The sequence below is a fragment of the Rhodococcus sp. Eu-32 genome (genome assembly GCF_003336925.1).
Classification (GTDB): domain Bacteria; phylum Actinomycetota; class Actinomycetes; order Mycobacteriales; family Mycobacteriaceae; genus Rhodococcoides; species Rhodococcoides kyotonensis_B.
Window position 1 is genome coordinate 139,183 of sequence record NZ_QGNK01000006.1, and the last position, 18,677, is coordinate 157,859.

Below are 18,677 nucleotides of genomic sequence, written 5' to 3' on the forward strand. Positions count from 1 at the left end.
CCGTCGGCGTGGGGAAATTTGTACACTCGCCGACATGGCTTTCAACACCAGAATCGCCACGCTGGACGGCGTCGTCGAGGGCAAGACCGTGGGCGATCTCGTCACCTGGCGCGGCATCCCCTACGCGGCGCCACCCGTCGGACCACGTCGGCTGCGCGCGCCTCAGCCTGTCGAGCCGTGGACAGGAGTCCGCGACGCGACCGAGTGGGGTAACGCGTCGGTGCAACACAAGCGCGGCACGATGCTCTCGATCGGCAAGTATCAGCCGTCGAGCGAGGACTGCCTGACGCTCAACGTGTTGACCCCGGGCAGGCGCAGTGCGACGCCACGGCCGGTGATGGTGTTCATCCATGGCGGCGCGTACACGCTCGGCACGTCGGCGACGCCCCTGTACGGCGGCGGCTCCCTGGTCCGACGGTCTTTGAAGGACTCTCACGGCATCGTCTACGTGTCGATCAACTATCGACTCGGTGCGCTCGGCTATCTGGACATGACCCAGTTCTCCACCGAGGCACGGCAATTCGACTCCAACCTGGGTCTGCGAGATCAGGTCGCAGCCCTCGAATGGGTGCAGCGGAACATCGCGCAGTTCGGCGGAGATCCGAACAACGTGACGATCTTCGGGGAGTCCGCCGGAGGAAACGCCGTCACGACCTTGTTGGCGACGCCCGCCGCGAAAGGGCTTTTCACGCAAGCGATCGCGGAGAGTTCGGCACCCGGTCTCGTCGGCACGCACGCGAACGCGACGCAGTGGGCCACGCAGTTCCTCGACTTCCTGGGCCACGACGGCGACCCTGCCGACGCACTCGACACCGCCGACGTCACGCGTCTCGGCCGAGCAGGAACGAAACTAGCCCTCACGGTCGCGTCGGCGACTCCCGGTCTGCATCCGTTCGGGCCCGTCGTCGACGGGGACTACCTACCGAAGAACCCGCTCGACGCGTACCAGGACGGGTCGGCGCATCGCGTCCCCCTGATCATTGGTACGAACGGCCGCGAAGGCACGCTGTTCCCGAAGGTGCTCGACGCGCTACCCACCAACCCCGAGCGCATCGACAAGCTGTTCTCGTTGACCGACCCGTCGGCCAAAGATGCTGTGCTGGAAGCCTATCCGGGCTACCCGTCCGAGGCAGCGGCCATAGACGTCGGCGGCGACTTCACGTTCTGGAAGCCGTCGCTCGAAGTGGCGGAAGCACATTCGGCGTACGCGCCGACCTACAGCTACCGCTTCGACTTCGCGCCGCGCATCATGCGGTGGCTCGGTCTCGACGCCACCCACGGATTCGAATTGTTCGCGGTGTTCGGCATCAGCAACACGGCGTTCGGCAAAGCGATGACGCTGCCGGGCGGCCGGAAGGCCTTCGCCGACGTCACCGAACGTGTGCAGTCGCAGTGGCTCGAGTTCGCGAGAACCGGTGCGCCCCTTCCGTCGTGGCCGAAGTACGACGAGCAGAGCCGCGAGACGATGATCTTCGACGCCCGCACCCGTGTGCAGCGCGATCCGCGGCGTGACCGTCGTCGAGCATGGGAGGGCTACCGCGGCTACGCGAGCCTGAAGACCGAGCCGAGCACTACTTGAGCAGGCGCGACATCCGGCGGTCGGCGAGGATCTTGCCGCCGGTCTGACACGTCGCGCAATACTGGAACGAACGCTCGGCGTACGAGACTTCGCGGACCGGATCGCCGCACACCGGGCACGGCAGGCCGGTCCTGGCATGTACCCGCATGCCGGACCGCTTCTCCCCCTTGAGTCGGGCTGCGTCCTGTCCAACCGAGCGCGCGACTGCATCGGTCAGCACGTCGCGCATCGCCTGATACAGCGTGGCGACGGACTCCGCATCGAGCTTGCTCGACGACGCGAACGGCGACAACTTCGCCACGTGCAGAATTTCGTCGGAATACGCGTTGCCGATGCCGGCGATCAGAGCCTGGTCGACGAGCGACGTCTTCAACCTGGCCGTCGTGCCGCCGAGAATTTCGGCGAACTCCGGCTCGGTGACGGCCAGCGCGTCCGGTCCGAGTCGGGCGATGCCCGGCACCTCGCTGGGGTCGTGCACCACCCAGACCGCGAGCCGCTTCTTCGTGCCCGCCTCGGTGAGGTCGATCGCGGGTGTCAGACCCTCCGGGGTGAAGAAGTGCACCCGCAATGCGAGCGGCCCCTTGCCGGGCTTCGGCGGTGCGGCGCTGGGGTTGTCCGTCCAGCGCAGCCACCCGCCGCGCGAGAGATGGGTGATCATCCAGAGGTCACCCGCCTGCATCGCCAGGTGCTTGCCGAACCGCGCGGCATCGGTGACGTCGCGCCCCTGCAGCACGGTGATCGGCGGATCGAACGTTTTCAGAACACTCAGCGCCGCGATGTCGACACGACCGACGACGGAACCGACTGCGTGCTCGCGCAGGAACCCGGCGAGCGCTTCGACCTCGGGTAGCTCAGGCATTGCCCCATTATGCGGGCCCGCCGTGCTCGTGCACGGGATATAGACTGGCTCACCGTGATGGTTCCAACCCCGTACGAGGATCTCTTGCGGCTCGTGTCCGAGACCGGCACCCCGAAGTCCGACCGCACGGGCACCGGCACGACCAGTGTCTTCGGCCACCAGATGCGCTTCGACCTGTCTCGGGGATTTCCGTTGATCACCACCAAGAAGGTGCATCTGAAGTCCATCGTGTACGAACTGCTGTGGTTCCTGCGCGGCGACTCCAACGTGCAGTGGCTGCAGGATCACGGCGTCACCATCTGGGACGAGTGGGCGGGTCCGAACGGAGAACTGGGTCCCGTCTACGGCGTGCAGTGGCGGTCGTGGCCGACGCCGTCGGGTGAGCACATCGATCAGATCAGTCAGGTCATCGAGACCCTGCGCACCGATCCCGATTCACGACGCATGATCGTCTCGGCCTGGAACGTCGCCGACATCCCGCAGATGGCCCTCGCGCCGTGCCACGCGTTCTTCCAGTTCTACGTCGCCGACGGCACCCTGTCGTGCCAGCTGTACCAGCGCAGTGCCGACATGTTCCTCGGTGTGCCGTTCAACATCGCGAGCTATGCGCTGCTCACCCACATGGTCGCCGATCAGGTCGGGCTGAAGGTCGGCGAGTTCATCTGGACCGGCGGTGACTGCCACATCTACGACAACCACCGCCAGCAGGTCACCGAACAGCTCTCCCGTGAGGCGTTCGCCTACCCGACTCTGAAGCTGGCGCACCGGGATTCGATCTTCGACTACCGATTCGAGGACATCGAGATCCTGGACTACCAGCACCACCCGGCGATCAAGGCGCCGGTGGCGGTGTGACTGCTCGCCACGTCGGCATGATCTGGGCGCAGGCCCGCGGCGGTGTCATCGGCGACGGCGGGACCATCCCGTGGCACGTCCCCGAGGACATGAAGCACTTCCGGTCGACGACGCAGGGCCACCCCGTCGTCATGGGCCGCAAGACGTGGGACTCGCTACCGCCGAAATTCCGTCCCCTGCCCGGCCGTCGGAACATCGTCGTGACGCGCGATCCCGATTGGTCGGCCGACGGCGCCGAGAGAGTCGGAAGCATCGACGACGCACTGTCATTGGTCGACGACACTGTCTGGATCATGGGCGGCGGCGAAATCTACCGCGCTGGACTGCCTTTCGCGTCGGAGCTTCAGGTGACGGAAATAGACCTCGACATCGAGGGTGACACCGTCGCACCCGAGGTGTCCGACGAATGGACCGCGTCCCCCGGAGAGTGGCAGACGAGCAGCAACGACGGCATCCGCTACCGCTTCGTCCAGTACGGCAAGGCTTACCGAACCCCTTGATTCGCACCGACTTCCGTCGACTCCGCTCTTGCCGGACGGACATTGGGGTCATACTGGGCACATGGACAAGAAGTCACTCACCGCCCTTGCCCGACAACAGCTCAAACTGGCCGTGGGGGCGTCCAGTGGCCGCAGCTCGCAGACCGTCTACGGCGGTCACCAACGGCATCTTCGGCAGACCGTCGTCGCGCTCGCAGCGGGAAACAAGATGGCCGAGCACGATCTGAACGGCGAATCCACGGTGTTCGTTCTCAGCGGCAAACTCGAACTCGCCAGCGGCGAGAAGTCCTGGAAGGGTTCCGCGGGTGACCTTCTCGTCATTCCCGACGCCCGTCACAGCGTCGAAGCAATCGAAGACGTCGCGTTCCTGTTGACGGTGGCGGTCTAGCCCCCCGGTCCTCGCACCACCATGACCGGGCAGTCCGCGGTGTGGACGAGCGCGTAACTCGTCGACCCGAGAAGCATGCCGGCGAACCCGCCGCGCCCGCGGTGTCCGACGACGATCAGTGACGCCTGCTCCGACATCTGGCTCAGCACGCGCACCGGACGGTCCTGCGCGACGACGCGTCGCACCTCGACGTCCGGGTACTTGTTCTGCCATCCTGCGAGGCTCTCGGCGAGCAGCACTTCTTCCGACGCGGCGATCGTGTCCCAGTCGCGCGGCGGACCCGCCACCTGAGCAAGACTCACGTCGGACCAGACGTGCACGGCCACCAACGGCGAATTACGTTGTGCGGCTTCCTCGAACGCAACGCCTACCGCTGCCTGGTTCTGCTCGGAACCGTCGACACCCACGACGACGGGACCGAGCGTGGGCGGGCGACCGTCGATACTGCGACCTCGCACCACCACGACGGGCGACGACCCGTGCGCGCACAACGCCACAGCTGCGGACCCGAGCACTCCCGACTCGGACTCGCCCAAGCCACTCGCACCGAGGACGATCGCTTCCCGACCGTGCGACTCGGCCATCAACACCTCGGCGACCTTGCCGTCCACCGCCGCGGTGACGATGTCGAACCCGGGTTCGTCGACGCTTTCGCGCGCGAGGACTTCGGCCGATGTCAGACGGGCATCGGCAACCGCTCGGTATTCGGTGGTGTCGTCTGCAGTCAGATGCGCAGGAGGATCGACGGCGGTGACGATCCGCAACGTCCAACCGCGTGGTGCAGCTGTCAGCGCGGCCCAGACGACGGCGCGGTCGGCGCTTTCGGAACCATCGATGCCCACTACGATCGTATGCGCGCCCGACACGAGACCACCTCCGGTAGGGATCGGATGTCCGGCCTCAGGATAGACGAAGGTGCCTCTCTCCGGCTCGACACCGGAGAGAGGCACGCTACCCTCGGACCCCCCGGGGGCTTCTTCGGTCGCGCGCCCGATCTAGGACGCGCGCAGTCTTCTCGCTTCGAACGATGTCGCTCGAGCCTCGAGATCGCCGAGGAAATCGGCCAGGATCTTCGTGCTGCGGGCGCCGAGGTCGAGGTCGGTCCGTTCGAAGAACCGCCAGAACTTCAGAATCGGTCGCACCACCTCGTCGAGGTGGAGTCGGAGGTCGTAGATGCCGTCGCGTTCGATCAGCATCGAACTGCGCTCGAACCCGGGAAGGCCGCTTCCCGGCATCTGGAAGTTCATGATGACCTCGGTGACGATCGACGCCGTCTGCGCGGGCACGATGTCGAAGGCCGCGGCCGCGATGCTGCGGAGAAACTCGACCTGACGTTCCTGGTCGGCGACGACGCGACCGAGCAGAGCCGTCGCCACCGGATCGGCACATTCGACGGATGTGTTGCGGTGGCTGACCATCGTGGCCATGACGTCGATCGTGGCGTGCGCGATCGATCGAAGCAGGTGGTCGCCTTCCATCGACGACGCGATTCCCACCGTCATGCACTGGAACCGGGCGCGGTCGAGCGCAACGGGATCGACGCTGCGCGTGGCGACGAGGTAGTCCTCTATCGCTGTCGCGTGACGCGCCTTCTCGTCGGACCAGGCGGACGTCCACGACGTCCACGCGCTGGGAATGGCAGGCGACTCCACCGATTGATAGTTGTTGTGCGTCAGAAGCGTCGTGATCAGTGCTGCCTTGGCGGTTTCGGTCAGCGTGGAACGTTGTGCGCTCCAGAAGGATTCGGGTTCGACGTAGTCCGACGACGTCCAGGTCGACGAGTCGCCGAGGTACTCACCGAATTTCACCTTCATGACAGGCTCCAGCTCTCGGAGCAACGCCAGTTGAGTCACCTGTCCGCGCACTGCCTACCCCCTGACTCGATGGTGATCGCCCCCGTCGTGCGTCGGCGTCGTCGGATCCGCACCGTGAAAACGTAGGCGCCGGATCACGGCGCTGGGAACCGGTTTTCGAAGGTTTAGGCAATGTCGCAAGGCCCGATCGCCGGGCCTCGAGAGTCCTCACAAGTTCTTTGGCCGAACCTATGGATAACGCGTTGATAACAACCTAAGATCGAGTCCGCTAGGGGGCTCGAAACAAACTCGAAGTTCGAAAACAGCGAAATTTCGTCGAAGTTTGCCTACGACAACTAGGTAAGTACGCCATACTACGCACCAGTAACTTTGTTTCCGCCAGAGCTGAAGTTCCTACACGAAGGGCTGATCTGTGACCGTTCACAACACGACGAGCCTTGGAATCATGGTCGCGGGCGAGCCCGCTTCCGCTCCGCTTCGCGACTTCCGTGCCGTGGCCCGGCTGCTCGTCGGCCACTTCGCCGCCAACACGCCGTGCGGTTCGCTACCTGGCGAGCAACTGCACGGCGACGTCACCGAGTTCACGGTCAAGTGCATCAGCATCGCGGTCCAGATGCTCGACGAGCGTCGCGCTCCGAACGACGCGGACCTCGCCGAACTTCGTGCGAAGGCGAGCCAGTGGGCGCGTGAAGGTGTGCCACTCGAATCGGTGCTGACCGTGTATCACGAGGGAATTCAGATCGGCTGGAACCTCGTGTCCAAGCGAGCGGGCGACGGCGATGCACGCAGCCTCATCGAAGCAGCGCGAGTGTTCGTACTTCTGTCGGAGAAGGTGTCGATCGCCGCATCGAAGAGTTACGTCGAAGAACTTCAAGCCGTCGCCAGCGAGCACCACACTGCGGCGCACACTCTCGTGTCGTCGCTGCTCAGCGGACACAACGCGGTGTCGTTCGCGCGTCAGAGCGGAATCGAGCTGGCCGACAGTTACCTGGTGCTCGCGTTGTCCGTTCCTCCTCACCCCGACGAGAACGACCCGGCCATCCAGAGGACCGTCGCGGCGCGTCGGAAACTACGTCGCATTCAAGCCGAACTCGCGACCATTTGCGGTCGCACGCCGCTGTCGATGCTCAGCCCCGAGGGCGGCACCGTTCTCATTCCCGGTGTGCACGACGAGGAATGGGTCGAGGCGCTCGTCCATCGGATCAGCACCGCCGCCGAGGTTCAGGTGACCGCCACCGCCGAGCAGTCGGCCATCGCCGACATTCCCACGGCCGCCGACCAGGTTCACGAGTTGCTCGTGCTCGCACATCAACTTCACCGTCCCGCCGGGCTGTACCGCATGGACGATCTGGTTCTCGAATATCAGCTGACACGTCCGGGACCGGGTCGACGTCACCTCCGGCAGATCCTCGAACCGCTCGACGCGTCCCCCGAACTTCTCGAGACGTTGGAGATCCACATCTCACACGACCTCAACCGTCAGCGCTCGGCCCGACAGCTGCACCTGCACACCAACACCGTCGACTACCGGTTGAAGAGGATCGCGCAGCTCACCGGGTTCGATCCGACCCGGCCGTCGGGCATCAGGCATCTACAGGCGGCGTTGGTCGCGCGCCGGCTCGAGGCTTCGCAGGGGGCTGCGTAACCATCGCGGGAATTATTCGAGAAGGCATGCAGTTGCACTTGTCGACAGTGTTCGATCCATGCCCCGGGTACCAACACTCTGCCGCTGCGAGCGGCCACTTGCCGAGAGGCGCACTGGCGGACACTGTCAGCTCGGGAGCCGTCCACACATCATGTGGGCGGCTTCCTTCTTTCTCGAAGTCATCGGGTACCCTGACCGTGCGCCTTCGTAGCTCAGGGGATAGAGCAACCCTCTCCTAAAGGGTAGGTCGCAGGTTCGAATCCTGCCGAGGGCACCACGTACAACCGAGACGTTCCAAGTCACTGGCTACTATGCGGCATATGAAACCATGCGTTCTGTCAGTTTTGGCGGTCTGCGCCGTCGGCGCGGTCGTTGCCGGATGCAGCGCGTCCGACCAGTCAGCTGACGCCGCACCGTCGGCGAGCGCGCGCGTCGAGGCCACCGAGACGACAGCCGCTTCTCCCAGCACTCCGCCCGAACGAACTCCGTCCGACCCTGCGGACTTCGGTCGACTGTTCGACAGATACGTCGCGTCGGGTGTACCCGTGGTCGACTGGGCCAGATCGGTCTGCCAAGCATTCGACCGGGGCGAATCGACCTCATCGGTCGAGACTTCGCTGGCAGGCTACCTCGAGAACTACCCGCCGCCAGGAGATTCGGCGTCGTGGGTTCCCGCGGATTCTCAGTTCCTCGTTGACAATTCGGTCACGCTCTACTGCCCCGAGCACCTTTCCCTGATCGACAACTAGCACGTCGCGATCTCTTGCACGGCTCGTGGCAATCCGCTAGTCTCGAACATGTGTTCGAAAGAGATTGGGGGATCTCGTGGAAACAATCGCCGACGCGCAGGACTCACTGGGGGCGGCAGAAGTGCTCGCGTTCGTGTCGAGGCTGCAACAGCGGCTCGACCTGCCCGACGCAGCGGCCGGCGTCGATTTGATCTCCGCCCTCGAAACCGTGAAATCTGCAGCGTCGGCCGTGCAGGCCACGGCGACGGTGTCGGTTGCAACCACCATCGAGACGACGCGCAAAGAATCAGGAAAGCCGAAATCGCAGTGACGCAAAGGGATTGCGTCGCAGATCGGATTGGCTCGCCGCGAATCACCCAGCAAGGGCGGCAGATTCCTCGGGCTCGCACGCGCGCTGGTCGATGAAATGCCCAATGCTTATCGACGTCTGCTCGCAGGCGAACTCAACGAATGGCGCGTCACCATGATTGCCCGCGAGACCGCATGCCTGGCCGCTGAGGACCGGCGGGAGATCGACAAGCGGCTCTGCGAGAACCCCGACACGTTGAAGGGGCTCGGCGACAAGGCAATCGAGGGGAAGGCGCGGGCACTGGCTGCCGAGCTCGATCCGGCGTCCGTAGTGAAGAAGCGTGCGAAGGCATTTTCGCAGCGCCGCACCGCCACTCGACCGCAGCCGGACTTCATGGCCCAGTTCACCACGCTGACATCCATGGATCGCGCTGTCTCCATGTGGGCCACCTTGAAGCGTGACGCCGACTCGATGGTGGGCGTAGGCAAAGAGCCCAGGACACGAGACCAGATCATGGCCGACCTTGCGTACGAGCGCATTACGGGCGCCGCGTCGGCGACCAGCAGTGCGCCGGTGTCGGTGAACCTGGTCATCTCCGACGACTCACTACTGTCGGACGGGGCCAAGCCCGCGCACCTCGTCGGCTACGGAGACATCCCAGCGACCATCGCGCGGCATCTCGTGAAGGAAGCATGCGAGTCCGACACCGACGTCGAATTGCGGAGGCTTTACGCCACGCCGGCGACCGGCGCCCTCACCGCGATGGAGTCGAAATCGCGACACTTCCCGACAGCGTTGGCGAGGCTGATCGACATCCGTGACCGGACATGCCGAACACCGTGGTGCGACGCGCCGATTCGTCACCGCGACCACATACGCCCCCATGCACGGGGAGGAAAGACGAGCGCGGACAACGGGGCAGGTCTGTGCGCGGCGTGCAACCACGCGAAGGAAGCCGAAGGCTGGGTATCGACACCACGACCGCGTAGATACGGCGTGGTGCACGGGTACGACTTCGAGACTCCGACCGGGCATCGGTACACCTCGGAGGCACCGCCGATGCCCGTCGGCAGGGTGTATGTGTCGCTCGTCGAGCAGGATCTCGACGACGGTCTGTCGGCTGCGTGAGTGCCTGATGCATCACTCGGGAAATGATTTCGAGGCCTCACCCGTTACACTCGACGATGGCGCGCGTAGCTGCTCGTCAGACGTCGTGGAATGCTTCGACTTTCCGCCCGGCTCCGGCCGCGTTGTCCATGTGCACCTTGCACAGGCTTTTCTTACGGCGATCGATACTGCCCACCGGCAGTCTCGCCACCTTGCATTCGCGGGCGAATTCGCCCATGGGTGCACTAGTTTGCCCGAAAGGCACACCACTTTCTATGACTACGTTCGCTTCGTTCGGTGTCCCGACTGCACTCGCCGAAGTTCTCTCCGCCCAGGGCAAGACCGAGCCCTTCCCGATCCAGGCAGACACGCTCCCCGACACACTCGCGGGACGCGACGTGCTCGGCCGCGGCAAGACCGGCAGCGGCAAGACCCTGGCGTTCTCCATCCCGATGGTCGCCCGCCTCGCGGAAGGATCGACGGGACGCCGCAGGCCGGGTCGGCCGCGCGGCCTCATTCTGTCCCCGACCCGTGAGCTGGCCACCCAGATCGCCGCAACGATAGAGCCGTTGGCCGCTGCCTACTCGATGAAGGTCACCACCATCTTCGGTGGCGTCTCGCAGAACCGTCAGGTGGCAGCACTGTCCGCAGGCGTCGACATCGTCGTCGCCTGCCCCGGACGTCTCGAAGACCTCATGAAGCAGCACTACGTGAGCCTCGAGAACGTGCAGATCACCGTCCTCGACGAGGCCGATCACATGGCCGACCTCGGATTCCTCCCCGGCGTGACCCGCATCCTGTCCGCCACGCCTGCGAAGGGACAGCGCCTGCTGTTCTCGGCGACGCTGGACAACGGCGTCGACAAGCTCGTGAAGCGATTCCTCACCGACCAGGTGACGCACTCGGTCGACGAAGCCACCTCCCCTGTTGCTGCCATGACGCACAACGTATTCGAGGTCGACGGCGTCGAGACCAAGAAGAAGCTGGTGCACACGTTGGCGTCGGGCACCGGCCGCCGAATCCTGTTCATGCGTACCAAGCATCAGGCTCGCAAGCTCGCGAAACAGTTGACGGAGGCCGGAATTCCGTCGGTCGACCTGCACGGCAACCTGTCCCAGGCTGCGCGCGACCGCAACCTGCTCGCGTTCTCGTCCGGTGACGCAAAGGTTCTCGTCGCCACCGACGTCGCCGCCCGCGGTGTGCACGTCGACGACGTCGCGCTGGTCGTGCACGTGGATCCGCCGGCCGAACACAAGGCCTACCTGCATCGTTCGGGTCGTACCGCGCGCGCCGGAAGCGCTGGAGACGTCGTCACCGTCGTGCTCCCGGAACAGCGCAAGGACACGGCAGTTCTGTTGCGCAAGGCCGACATCAAGGTCACCCCCATCCGCGTCACCGCGGACTCCCCCGAGGTGGCACGCCTCGTCGGCGAGCAGGCAGCCTACGTCGCGCCGGCGCCCAAGGACGCTCCGCAGCAGCCGCGTCAGGCCAAGCCCCGCAACGGTTCGGGCCGCAGCAGCAATCCGCGTAGCACCGCTGCTCGCGGCGGCGGCAACTCCCGCAGCGCGTCGGGCAACCCGCGTGCAGGTGCAGGTGCGGCAGCAGCCGGAGCCGACGGCCGTCAACACGCAGCAGGCGGCGGACGCCGTCGCCGTCGTCCTGCGGGGCCTGCCACGAGCCAGCGGACGCGCTGAGTTTCTACAAGCTCCGCGCGAAGCAGAGTGAGGTCGGCTCGTCGACGTACGGGCCGTACGAATCGATTCGCGAATATCCCTCGCGTTCGTAGAACTTCACCGCATCGGGCTGCCCCGACCCCGTTTCGAGTTTGAGTACCTCGATTCCCCGGTCACGGGCCAGACGTTCGAGCTCGCGGAGGATGGCGACGGCTGCGCCTCCTCCGCGCTCGAAGGGGATGACGTACATCCGTTTGATCTCGGCAGAACCGTCGCCGAGCAGTCGCAAAGCGCCGCAGCCGATGCCGACCGCATTCTCGTCGCGGGCGACGACGAAGACAGCGATGTCGTCTGCAGACGGTGCACTGCCCGGCTCGTGGTTGCTGTTTCCGTAGCGAGCATCCAATTCTGCTCGCTGAGCCGCACGCAGCTGGGCGCCCACGGGGGTGTCCCAGCTCTCTTCGTTCACGGTGACCAATTCGTGCGCCTCTCTCGTTTTCGCTGATCAAGAGTTTAAGTCCGTTCCTGGCACACTGGACAAGTGAGTAAGAACCCCCGTGTCCACAGACAGGCCCTGACGCCTGCAGAACTGGCCACGGCTGCGGTCATGAGCAGTTTCTCCGTCGCGCTGTCCGTCGTCGCGATGGTGGTCCCCCTTGCGACGGCGCTGCAGATCGTTGCCGCTGTGCCGATGGCCGTCGTCGCGCAACGTCACCGCACGCGCGCGCTCGTGTCCGCCGCGGTGGCGGGCACACTCGTCGCGTTCGTCGCGGCCGGAACCACGACGGCCATCACTGTTGCGACGTCGGCGTTGCTCGGCGGGCTGGTCGGTCGGGCGAAACGCAAAGGACACGGCCTGCTGTCGGTTCTGGGGACCGCGTCGATCGTCGGCCCGTCGCTCGGTCTGGTGACGGTCCTCGCACTGTGGGTCCTGACGCCGCTTCGAGAGCTGTTCCTCCGAACGATCGAGAACACCATCGAAGGCATCGCCCGACTGCTCGCCCGCGCCGATGCTCTCGTGTCGACAGCCGACGTCGTGCGATCGAGCGCAGGCGCGGTGATCGACAACTGGTGGTGGTGGATTCTCGGCACGATGAGCGTCAGCACCGTCGGTGGCGCATTCTTCACCTGGCTGATCCTCGGCGCCGTTCTGGACCGCCTCGCCACCATTCCCGTCGTCGATCATCTGCCCGCAGGTGGCGACGGTGACATCGGACCACTTCCGGTTCGGTTGCACGACATACACTTTCGCTACGACGGCGCACACTCGGACGCGCTGCAGGGCATCGACCTGACAATCGGATACGGCGAATTCGTCACGATCGTCGGACACAACGGCTCCGGAAAATCCACCCTTGCACGGATCCTGGCCGGCCGCGTCCCGACGTCGGGCGTCGTCGAACGTCCCGGTATCGCGGGTCTCGGACGTGTCGGTGGCACGGCAGTGGTGTTGCAGCGGCCGGAAAGTCAGATCCTGGGCAGCCGCGTCGCCGACGATGTCGTGTGGGGTCTCGCACCGGATTGCGACACCGACGTCGACGCGCTGCTCGCCGAAGTGGGTCTGGCAGGAATGGGTCCACGTGAAACCGCATCTCTCTCCGGCGGTGAGATGCAGCGGCTCGCCGTGGCCGCAGCCTTGGCGAGACGGCCCGCGTTGCTGATCGCCGACGAGGCAACGACGATGGTCGACGCGGACGGCCGGGCCCGATTGGTCGCGCTGCTCGCCGATCTCCCGAAGCGGCACCGCATGTCGGTCGTGCTCGTGACGCATCAGGAATCGGAGACGACAGCTGCCGATCGCGTCGTCCATCTCGACGGAGGAAGACAAGTCGAGCACGCCCAGGATTGGATGCGTGCACGCTTCCTGGACGACGACCCGACGCCGTTCCGCGCGGGGGCTCCGCTGATGGAACTACGCGGTGTCGAGCACACGTACAACCGGCGTACGCCGTGGTCGCAGAAGGCTTTGAACGGCCTCGACCTCACCGTTCGTCACGGCGACGGCATTCTGATTCTGGGCGGAAACGGGTCCGGGAAATCGACGCTCGCATGGGTTCTCGCGGGCCTGACGACGCCGTCGCACGGCACGGCCGAGTTCGACGGCTCCCCGATCTCCCGGGACGTCGGAACCGTCGGCCTGGCTTTCCAGCATGCTCGTCTGCAACTGCAACGCCGGACCGTCTCGGAGGACATCGAAGCGGCGGGCGGTCCCGAAGTCGGCTCGGCGCACGTGGCGTATGCGATGGACGCCGTCGGACTGGATCGACGTCTGGCGGGCCGCGACATCGACGCACTCAGCGGCGGGCAGATGCGTCGGGTCGTCATCGCCGGATTGATCGTCAACAAACCTCGCGTGCTCGTGCTCGACGAACCCCTCGCCGGTCTCGATCCGCCGGGCCGAACGGAGATCATCGGCGTACTCGGGAATCTCCGGCGACGCGGCATCGCGATCGTCGTCATCTCCCACGACGTCGACGGTATGGACCGCATCTGCGACCGAACGATCGTGTTGGACAACGGCCGCATCGCACAGGACCTGTCGAGAAGAGGAGTGACGTCGTGACAACCGTTGTGCTGCGGCAGGTTCCGCGGACGTCGCCGATCCACCGGCTGTGGGCGGGTACGAAACTGATCTCGGTTCTGCTGCTGAGCATTCTGCTCGTGGTCGCACCGTCGTGGCCGACCATCGGCGTCATCGTCGCACTTCTGGTCGTCACGGCAATCGTCGCGCGCGTGCCGCCGACGGCGATACCGCGTCCACCCATCTGGATCTGGGGCCTGTTCGTGATCGGCGCGCTGATCAACGCGCCGCTCGGGTTCGACGCGATCCTGCTGTTCCTGCGTGCGACGACGTTCGCGTTCGTGCTGCTGGGTGCGTCGATGATGCTCGGCTGGACGACGTCGATGAGCGACATCGCGCCTGCAGTCGCCGTGCTGGGCTATCCGCTGAAGAAGATGCGGTTGCCGGTCGACGAGTGGGCAGCCACCGTCGCCCTGTGCCTGCGATCGCTTCCGCTGTTGATCGAGGAGATGCGGGTCATGAACGCGGCACGTCGACTGCGTCCGAAATCGGTACTCAACAGCGCGGCCGACAACTCGATCGTCGACCTCGTCACCGCCACGATGTCGATCGCGATCCGGCGCGCCACCGAGATGGGCGAGGCCATCACCGCTCGTGGTGGCACCGGCCAGATCACCGCGTACCCGAGCAGGCCCGGCATGGCCGACGCCATTGCACTCGTCGTGGTCGCGGCGTGCTGTGCGTTGGGCATCGTGCTCACGGTGATGCTCGGCTGATCGGCGCCGCGTCTACTGCCCGCCGACCCGTTCGGTGCGCGAATTGAGTGCCTTGACGAAGACCTCGGGGATGTCGCGTGGATCCTCGGCGATGTAGCTGGTTCCGCCCGTTGCAGCCGAAATCTTCTGCAAAGCAACAGGATCCGCGTCCGTCGTGATTCCCACGGTCACGATCACGATCGGACGAACCGGGTCCTGCTCGCGCTGCAGCGTGGCAAGCAGTTCGTCGAGGCTCGGGCTGCCCGCATCCTCGTTCGCGCCGTCGGTGAGGATGATGACGCTGTTGACATAGTTCGGGTCGTAGCCTTCTTTCACCCGGCGGAAGGCGGCGAGAGTCGTGTCGTACAAACCGGTTCCACCGCCGACGAGCGAGGGCAGCGTGCGAATGGCCGACAGAATGGCTTCGCGCTGCGGCACTCCGTCGACCATGTTGCTCACCGGGCCCAGGGGAACCAGCTCACGGAAATCCTGGTTGCCACCACCGAGGCCGATCGAGAACGCCCACAAACCCATCTCGGTCTGGTCGCTGAACAACGAATTCGCACCGAGGCTGGCATCGACCGTCAACGCGATGCGCGTCGAATCACCGGACTTCGCTGCCATCGAACCCGACACGTCCTCGACGACCAACGTGCGCAGGGGCAAGGCGAGCACGGCCCAGTCGCGGAGCGTCGTCTCGATCGCCAACGGGTTCTTCAGTTCGAGCGATGCCGCCGATCCGACGCCCTTGCCGTCGGGCAACGACGTGCCGTTCGACTGCCGAAAACCGGCGGCCGTCAACGCATCCGTGGCGGATTTCGTCGACAACACCGACGACAGCGACGCGCCGGCGTCCTTGGCTCTGTCGTAGTCGGGTCCGGCTGCGGCGGTGACGGCGAGCGGAAAGTTCAGGAAGTAGCTGCCCGTCGGCGGCACCGACGCCGTCAGCGGCGCACCGGGATTCGCGTCGTTGTAGGCGACGAGACTCTGTTCCGTCGACACACTCGTACCGCCGTCGGTCGCGACCTGCTTCACCAGGTCGGCTACCTCGTGAGGCGTGTCGGCGATGCGCCCGAAGTCCTGAGCCATCGGCACGAGCGCCGCCGACACCGCGTTGGCGTCGGTGATCGCGACCTCGGATTCGGCGAGCGCACCGAGAATCGACGCCAACGACGCACTGCTGGTGAGCGGATCGCCGATGCGCTGACCCTGCTTCTGCAGAACCTGAAGCCACGTCACGGCAGGGGGCAGCGAATCGTCCTGCGAGACAACGACCGGAAGCGTGTTGGCCACCGAGGACTTGGCCAGCTCCGGGAGCGCCCCCGTGGATCGCAACGTCTTGAGCAGCCACAGCGTCGAATCCGGGATCCACAGATCGGGACGGTTCGTGTTCTCGCCCGCCAATTCCGCAGCCGTGTCGCTCGGAGCTTCGGCACGGACCTCGAAATCGGTGCAGCCACGCGACACCTCGTCGGACTGCGCGAGGACGTCGGTGATCACCGGCGCAATGGTCGGATCGACGGCGAGAGAGACCTGCCGGGTGCCGTCGCACCCGGCGGATCCGGCCCGGACGGCCTGAACTCCGAAGTACCCCCCGACCACCACGACCACGGCGACTACGACGACGGCACCCCACGTCAGGGCAGGATGTGTGCGCGATCCAGTTCCGTGCCGCCCCGACATTCTCCTTCGCCCCCAAACGAGTCTCTGTGCATCCGGCAAACCAACCTAGCTGCTGAATCAGCGGCCGGACCGGCTTTTGAGAGCATTCACAAAGACGTTGGGGATTTCCGCTGGGTTTCTCGCCAAGAAGCTGGTTCCGCCGGTGGCCGCCGAGATCTGTTGCAGCACGCCGGCGTCGGCGTCGTCGGTGATCCCGATCGTGACGACGATGACGGGCTTCGTCGGGTCCTGCTCCGCCCGTAGCGTCGACAACAGTTCGTCGAGGGAGATGCTGTCGGGATCTTCGTTCGTGCCGTCGGTCAGGATGATGACGCTGTTGATGTAGTCGGGGTCGTACCCTTCCTTGACCTTCCTGAACGCCGCCAACGTGGTGTCGTAGAGGCCCGTTCCGCCACCCACGAGGCTCGGCAGAGTCCGCGTCTGCTGCAGCAAGACCTCACGCTGCGAAGTTCTGTTCACGTTCTCGTCGAGACGCCGGATCGGCACGAGTTCGCGGTAGTCCTGGTTGCCGCCGCCGAGTCCGATCGAGAACGCCCAGAGCCCGAGAGCTGCGTTGTCCGGGAACAGTCGGTTGCCGGTGTCGCTGGCCTGGACGGTCAGTCCGATCCGGGTGTCGGCGCCCGCGCTGTAGCCCATCGAGCCGGACACGTCTTCCATGACGAGCGTGCGCGACGGCAGCGCCAGAACCTGATACCGCTGCAACGTGTCCTCGGCGGTCTGCTGATCCGCGATGGTCAACGTTGTGACATCACCCAAACCGCGGCCGTCGCTCAGGGCGGTCGCGTCGGGAGCTCGGAAGCCTGCGTCGGACAGCGCCGACAGACCGGCCTCGGAAGCGAGGGCGTCGGCGACGGCGCGGCCGACCTCCTTGGCCTCGTCGTGCCGCTCCCCCGCGGGCTCGGTGACGGCAAGCGGGAAGTTGAGAAAGAAGCTGCCGGTGGGTGGTGTCGTCGCACCGAGTTCGGTGCCGGTGTCCTTCTCGTAGGTCAGCAGCGACTGCTCGGACACGACGGCGACGCCGCCGTCGGAGGACATCTCGTCGAGACGCACGACGGGGTCCGCCTCCCCGCGCGTCGCGGCCTGCGCCTGCGCGATCGGAACGAGGGCAGCGGACACCGAGTCGACGGCCTCGGCGTCGGACCCGGCTTCGGCGAGCGCGCCGAGGATGGCCGCGTCGGACACGGTGTTGCTGAGCGGATTACCGATTCGTAGGCCCCTCAACTGCAGTGCCGTGAGCCAAGTGTCGAAGAACGGAACCTCGTCCTTGCGGGCAGCGATGACCGCCGGACTACTGGCCACCGACTGGCTGGCCAGGTCGACGAGGGCACCCGTCGCACGGACGGTCTTGCCGACCCACAGCGACGAGTCGGGAATCCACAGAGCAGGCGCGTCGGCACCCTTCGACACCGCGGCGGACGCGTCGGCCGAATCCTGGGCGGTGACGTCGACGCTGCCGCACCCGAGTTCGTCGGCCGACTTGTCCGCCAGAACGCCGGCCACCACGTCCGCGATCGCAGGATCGGCTGCCAGGCTGTACGTGGCCGGATCGGAACAATCGGAACCGAAGGCCTTCTGTGCTGCGAACACACCGCCGCCGACCACGAGCAGCGCCACCACGGCGATGACGCCGTACTTCACGAATCCCGTCGAGCCGGACGCGGCGGACGGCGCGCTGTGTTTGCCTGGCATTGCAGAACCTCTCCGTAGTGAGCAGAAGCCGAACTGCGATGGCTCCCGCTGTGCGGTTGGCGGCGATAGTAACGGGTTCTACGAGTACAGAGTCTCGAACTTCTTCAGCGAGCTCTCGATGTCGCCTTTCAAGGCTCGTGCGACGCCCGAGCCGATGGGCCCGAACAACGGCGCTCCGCCGAGATCGATGTCGAGCGCGAGGTCCGATCCTCCAGCCTTGGCTTCGGACACCGACAGCACGAGCGAGATCTTGACGCCGCCCTTTCCGTTTCCTTTCAGCTTCAACTTCTTCGGCGGGTCGTAGCTTTCGATGGTCCAGCGGACCCGGTTGCGCATGCCCTTGACGGTGGCCACGCTCTCCAGGGTGGTGCCGGCAGCGAGCTGGTCGGGGAGCTCGCCTCGCCATGCTTCGTGGATGGACAACCACTTCTCGTAGTCCGCGAGATCCGACGCGTGAGACCACGTCGTGTCGGGGTCGAGGGGAACGTTGACGGAAACCTTCAGCTTGGCCACGCAGGGATAGTAACCACACATGCCACGACGCCCGTGTGAGGCATGACTCACACGGGCG

The 18,677-nt window shown here is 65.5% G+C and carries 18 protein-coding genes and 1 tRNA gene; 12 read left to right on the forward strand and 7 right to left on the reverse strand.

Going from position 1 to position 18,677, the window contains the following annotated elements:
* The first annotated feature begins 34 nt into the window (after nucleotides 1-34).
* A complete protein-coding gene (locus tag DK926_RS09570; RefSeq protein WP_114330222.1) occupies nucleotides 35-1,579 on the forward strand; it encodes a carboxylesterase/lipase family protein in 1,545 nt (514 codons plus the stop codon).
* Here the strand turns inward: DK926_RS09570 and DK926_RS09575 are convergent.
* On the reverse strand, nucleotides 1,572-2,438 hold the full coding sequence (locus tag DK926_RS09575; RefSeq protein ID WP_114330223.1) for a DNA-formamidopyrimidine glycosylase family protein: 867 nt from the start codon (nucleotides 2,436-2,438) through the stop codon (nucleotides 1,572-1,574). The genes DK926_RS09570 and DK926_RS09575 overlap by 8 nt on opposite strands.
* Before the next feature lie 54 nt (nucleotides 2,439-2,492).
* Between DK926_RS09575 and DK926_RS09580 the strand changes: the two genes are divergently transcribed.
* The 3 genes from DK926_RS09580 to DK926_RS09590 all read left to right on the forward strand — a co-directional run bounded on the left by DK926_RS09580 (nucleotide 2,493) and on the right by DK926_RS09590 (nucleotide 4,181).
* Nucleotides 2,493-3,293, forward strand: a complete 801-nt coding sequence (locus DK926_RS09580) for a thymidylate synthase (protein ID WP_279387072.1) — start codon at nucleotides 2,493-2,495, stop codon at nucleotides 3,291-3,293.
* Nucleotides 3,290-3,793: a dihydrofolate reductase gene (locus tag DK926_RS09585; protein ID WP_279387073.1), complete on the forward strand. Its 504-nt coding sequence runs from the start codon at nucleotides 3,290-3,292 to the stop codon at nucleotides 3,791-3,793. Before DK926_RS09580 ends, DK926_RS09585 begins: the two co-directional genes overlap by 4 nt.
* 61 nt (nucleotides 3,794-3,854) lie before the next feature.
* A complete protein-coding gene (locus tag DK926_RS09590) occupies nucleotides 3,855-4,181 on the forward strand; it encodes a cupin domain-containing protein (RefSeq protein ID WP_068424584.1) in 327 nt (108 codons plus the stop codon).
* On the opposite strand, the gene DK926_RS09595 is transcribed toward DK926_RS09590, so the two are convergent.
* Complete coding sequence (locus tag DK926_RS09595; RefSeq protein WP_114330311.1) at nucleotides 4,178-5,047, reverse strand: universal stress protein; 870 nt, start codon at nucleotides 5,045-5,047, stop codon at nucleotides 4,178-4,180. The genes DK926_RS09590 and DK926_RS09595 overlap by 4 nt on opposite strands.
* Nucleotides 5,048-5,176: 129 nt before the next feature.
* The gene (locus DK926_RS09600; RefSeq protein ID WP_114330312.1) at nucleotides 5,177-5,995 is read right to left on the reverse strand and encodes an acyl-ACP desaturase; all 819 of its coding nucleotides are present in this window, start codon (nucleotides 5,993-5,995) and stop codon (nucleotides 5,177-5,179) included.
* Nucleotides 5,996-6,407: 412 nt separating this feature from the next.
* Between DK926_RS09600 and DK926_RS09605 the strand changes: the two genes are divergently transcribed.
* The 6 genes from DK926_RS09605 to DK926_RS09625 all read left to right on the forward strand — a co-directional run bounded on the left by DK926_RS09605 (nucleotide 6,408) and on the right by DK926_RS09625 (nucleotide 11,479).
* A complete protein-coding gene (locus tag DK926_RS09605; RefSeq protein WP_114330225.1) occupies nucleotides 6,408-7,640 on the forward strand; it encodes a helix-turn-helix domain-containing protein in 1,233 nt (410 codons plus the stop codon).
* A gap of 201 nt (nucleotides 7,641-7,841) precedes the next feature.
* Nucleotides 7,842-7,917, forward strand: a tRNA-Arg gene (locus DK926_RS09610).
* A gap of 43 nt (nucleotides 7,918-7,960) precedes the next feature.
* Nucleotides 7,961-8,389, forward strand: a complete 429-nt coding sequence (locus DK926_RS09615) for a DUF732 domain-containing protein (RefSeq protein ID WP_114330226.1) — start codon at nucleotides 7,961-7,963, stop codon at nucleotides 8,387-8,389.
* A 76-nt stretch (nucleotides 8,390-8,465) separates the two neighbouring features.
* Nucleotides 8,466-8,699 (forward strand): hypothetical protein, encoded by a 234-nt coding sequence (locus DK926_RS27005; protein WP_243636729.1) that lies wholly within the window; start codon nucleotides 8,466-8,468, stop codon nucleotides 8,697-8,699.
* A 96-nt stretch (nucleotides 8,700-8,795) separates the two neighbouring features.
* The gene (locus DK926_RS09620; protein WP_243636730.1) at nucleotides 8,796-9,806 is read left to right on the forward strand and encodes an HNH endonuclease; all 1,011 of its coding nucleotides are present in this window, start codon (nucleotides 8,796-8,798) and stop codon (nucleotides 9,804-9,806) included.
* 254 nt (nucleotides 9,807-10,060) lie between these two features.
* Nucleotides 10,061-11,479 carry a DEAD/DEAH box helicase gene (locus DK926_RS09625; protein ID WP_243636731.1) on the forward strand — a complete coding sequence of 473 codons (1,419 nt, stop codon included), beginning with the start codon at nucleotides 10,061-10,063 and terminating at the stop codon, nucleotides 11,477-11,479.
* Between the two features lie 4 nt (nucleotides 11,480-11,483).
* Here the strand turns inward: DK926_RS09625 and DK926_RS09630 are convergent, their stop codons facing one another.
* Entirely contained in the window at nucleotides 11,484-11,927 is a 444-nt protein-coding gene (locus DK926_RS09630; RefSeq protein WP_243636740.1) for a GNAT family N-acetyltransferase, read from the reverse strand.
* Nucleotides 11,928-11,999: 72 nt separating this feature from the next.
* Between DK926_RS09630 and DK926_RS09635 the strand changes: the two genes are divergently transcribed.
* Both DK926_RS09635 and DK926_RS09640 read left to right on the forward strand, forming a co-directional pair.
* On the forward strand, nucleotides 12,000-14,021 hold the full coding sequence (locus DK926_RS09635; RefSeq protein ID WP_243636732.1) for an ATP-binding cassette domain-containing protein: 2,022 nt from the start codon (nucleotides 12,000-12,002) through the stop codon (nucleotides 14,019-14,021).
* Nucleotides 14,018-14,755, forward strand: a complete 738-nt coding sequence (locus DK926_RS09640) for an energy-coupling factor transporter transmembrane protein EcfT (protein ID WP_114330230.1) — start codon at nucleotides 14,018-14,020, stop codon at nucleotides 14,753-14,755. Before DK926_RS09635 ends, DK926_RS09640 begins: the two co-directional genes overlap by 4 nt.
* 12 nt (nucleotides 14,756-14,767) lie before the next feature.
* Here DK926_RS09640 and DK926_RS09645 read toward each other — a convergent pair whose 3' ends face one another.
* The 3 genes from DK926_RS09645 to DK926_RS09655 all read right to left on the reverse strand — a co-directional run bounded on the left by DK926_RS09645 (nucleotide 14,768) and on the right by DK926_RS09655 (nucleotide 18,619).
* Nucleotides 14,768-16,417, reverse strand: coding sequence for a VWA domain-containing protein (locus DK926_RS09645; RefSeq protein WP_114330231.1), 1,650 nt, complete (start codon nucleotides 16,415-16,417; stop codon nucleotides 14,768-14,770).
* Between the two features lie 57 nt (nucleotides 16,418-16,474).
* Entirely contained in the window at nucleotides 16,475-18,040 is a 1,566-nt protein-coding gene (locus tag DK926_RS09650) for a substrate-binding domain-containing protein (RefSeq protein ID WP_207890791.1), read from the reverse strand.
* Between the two features lie 144 nt (nucleotides 18,041-18,184).
* A complete protein-coding gene (locus tag DK926_RS09655; protein ID WP_068424598.1) occupies nucleotides 18,185-18,619 on the reverse strand; it encodes an SRPBCC family protein in 435 nt (144 codons plus the stop codon).
* Nucleotides 18,620-18,677 lie beyond the last annotated feature (58 nt).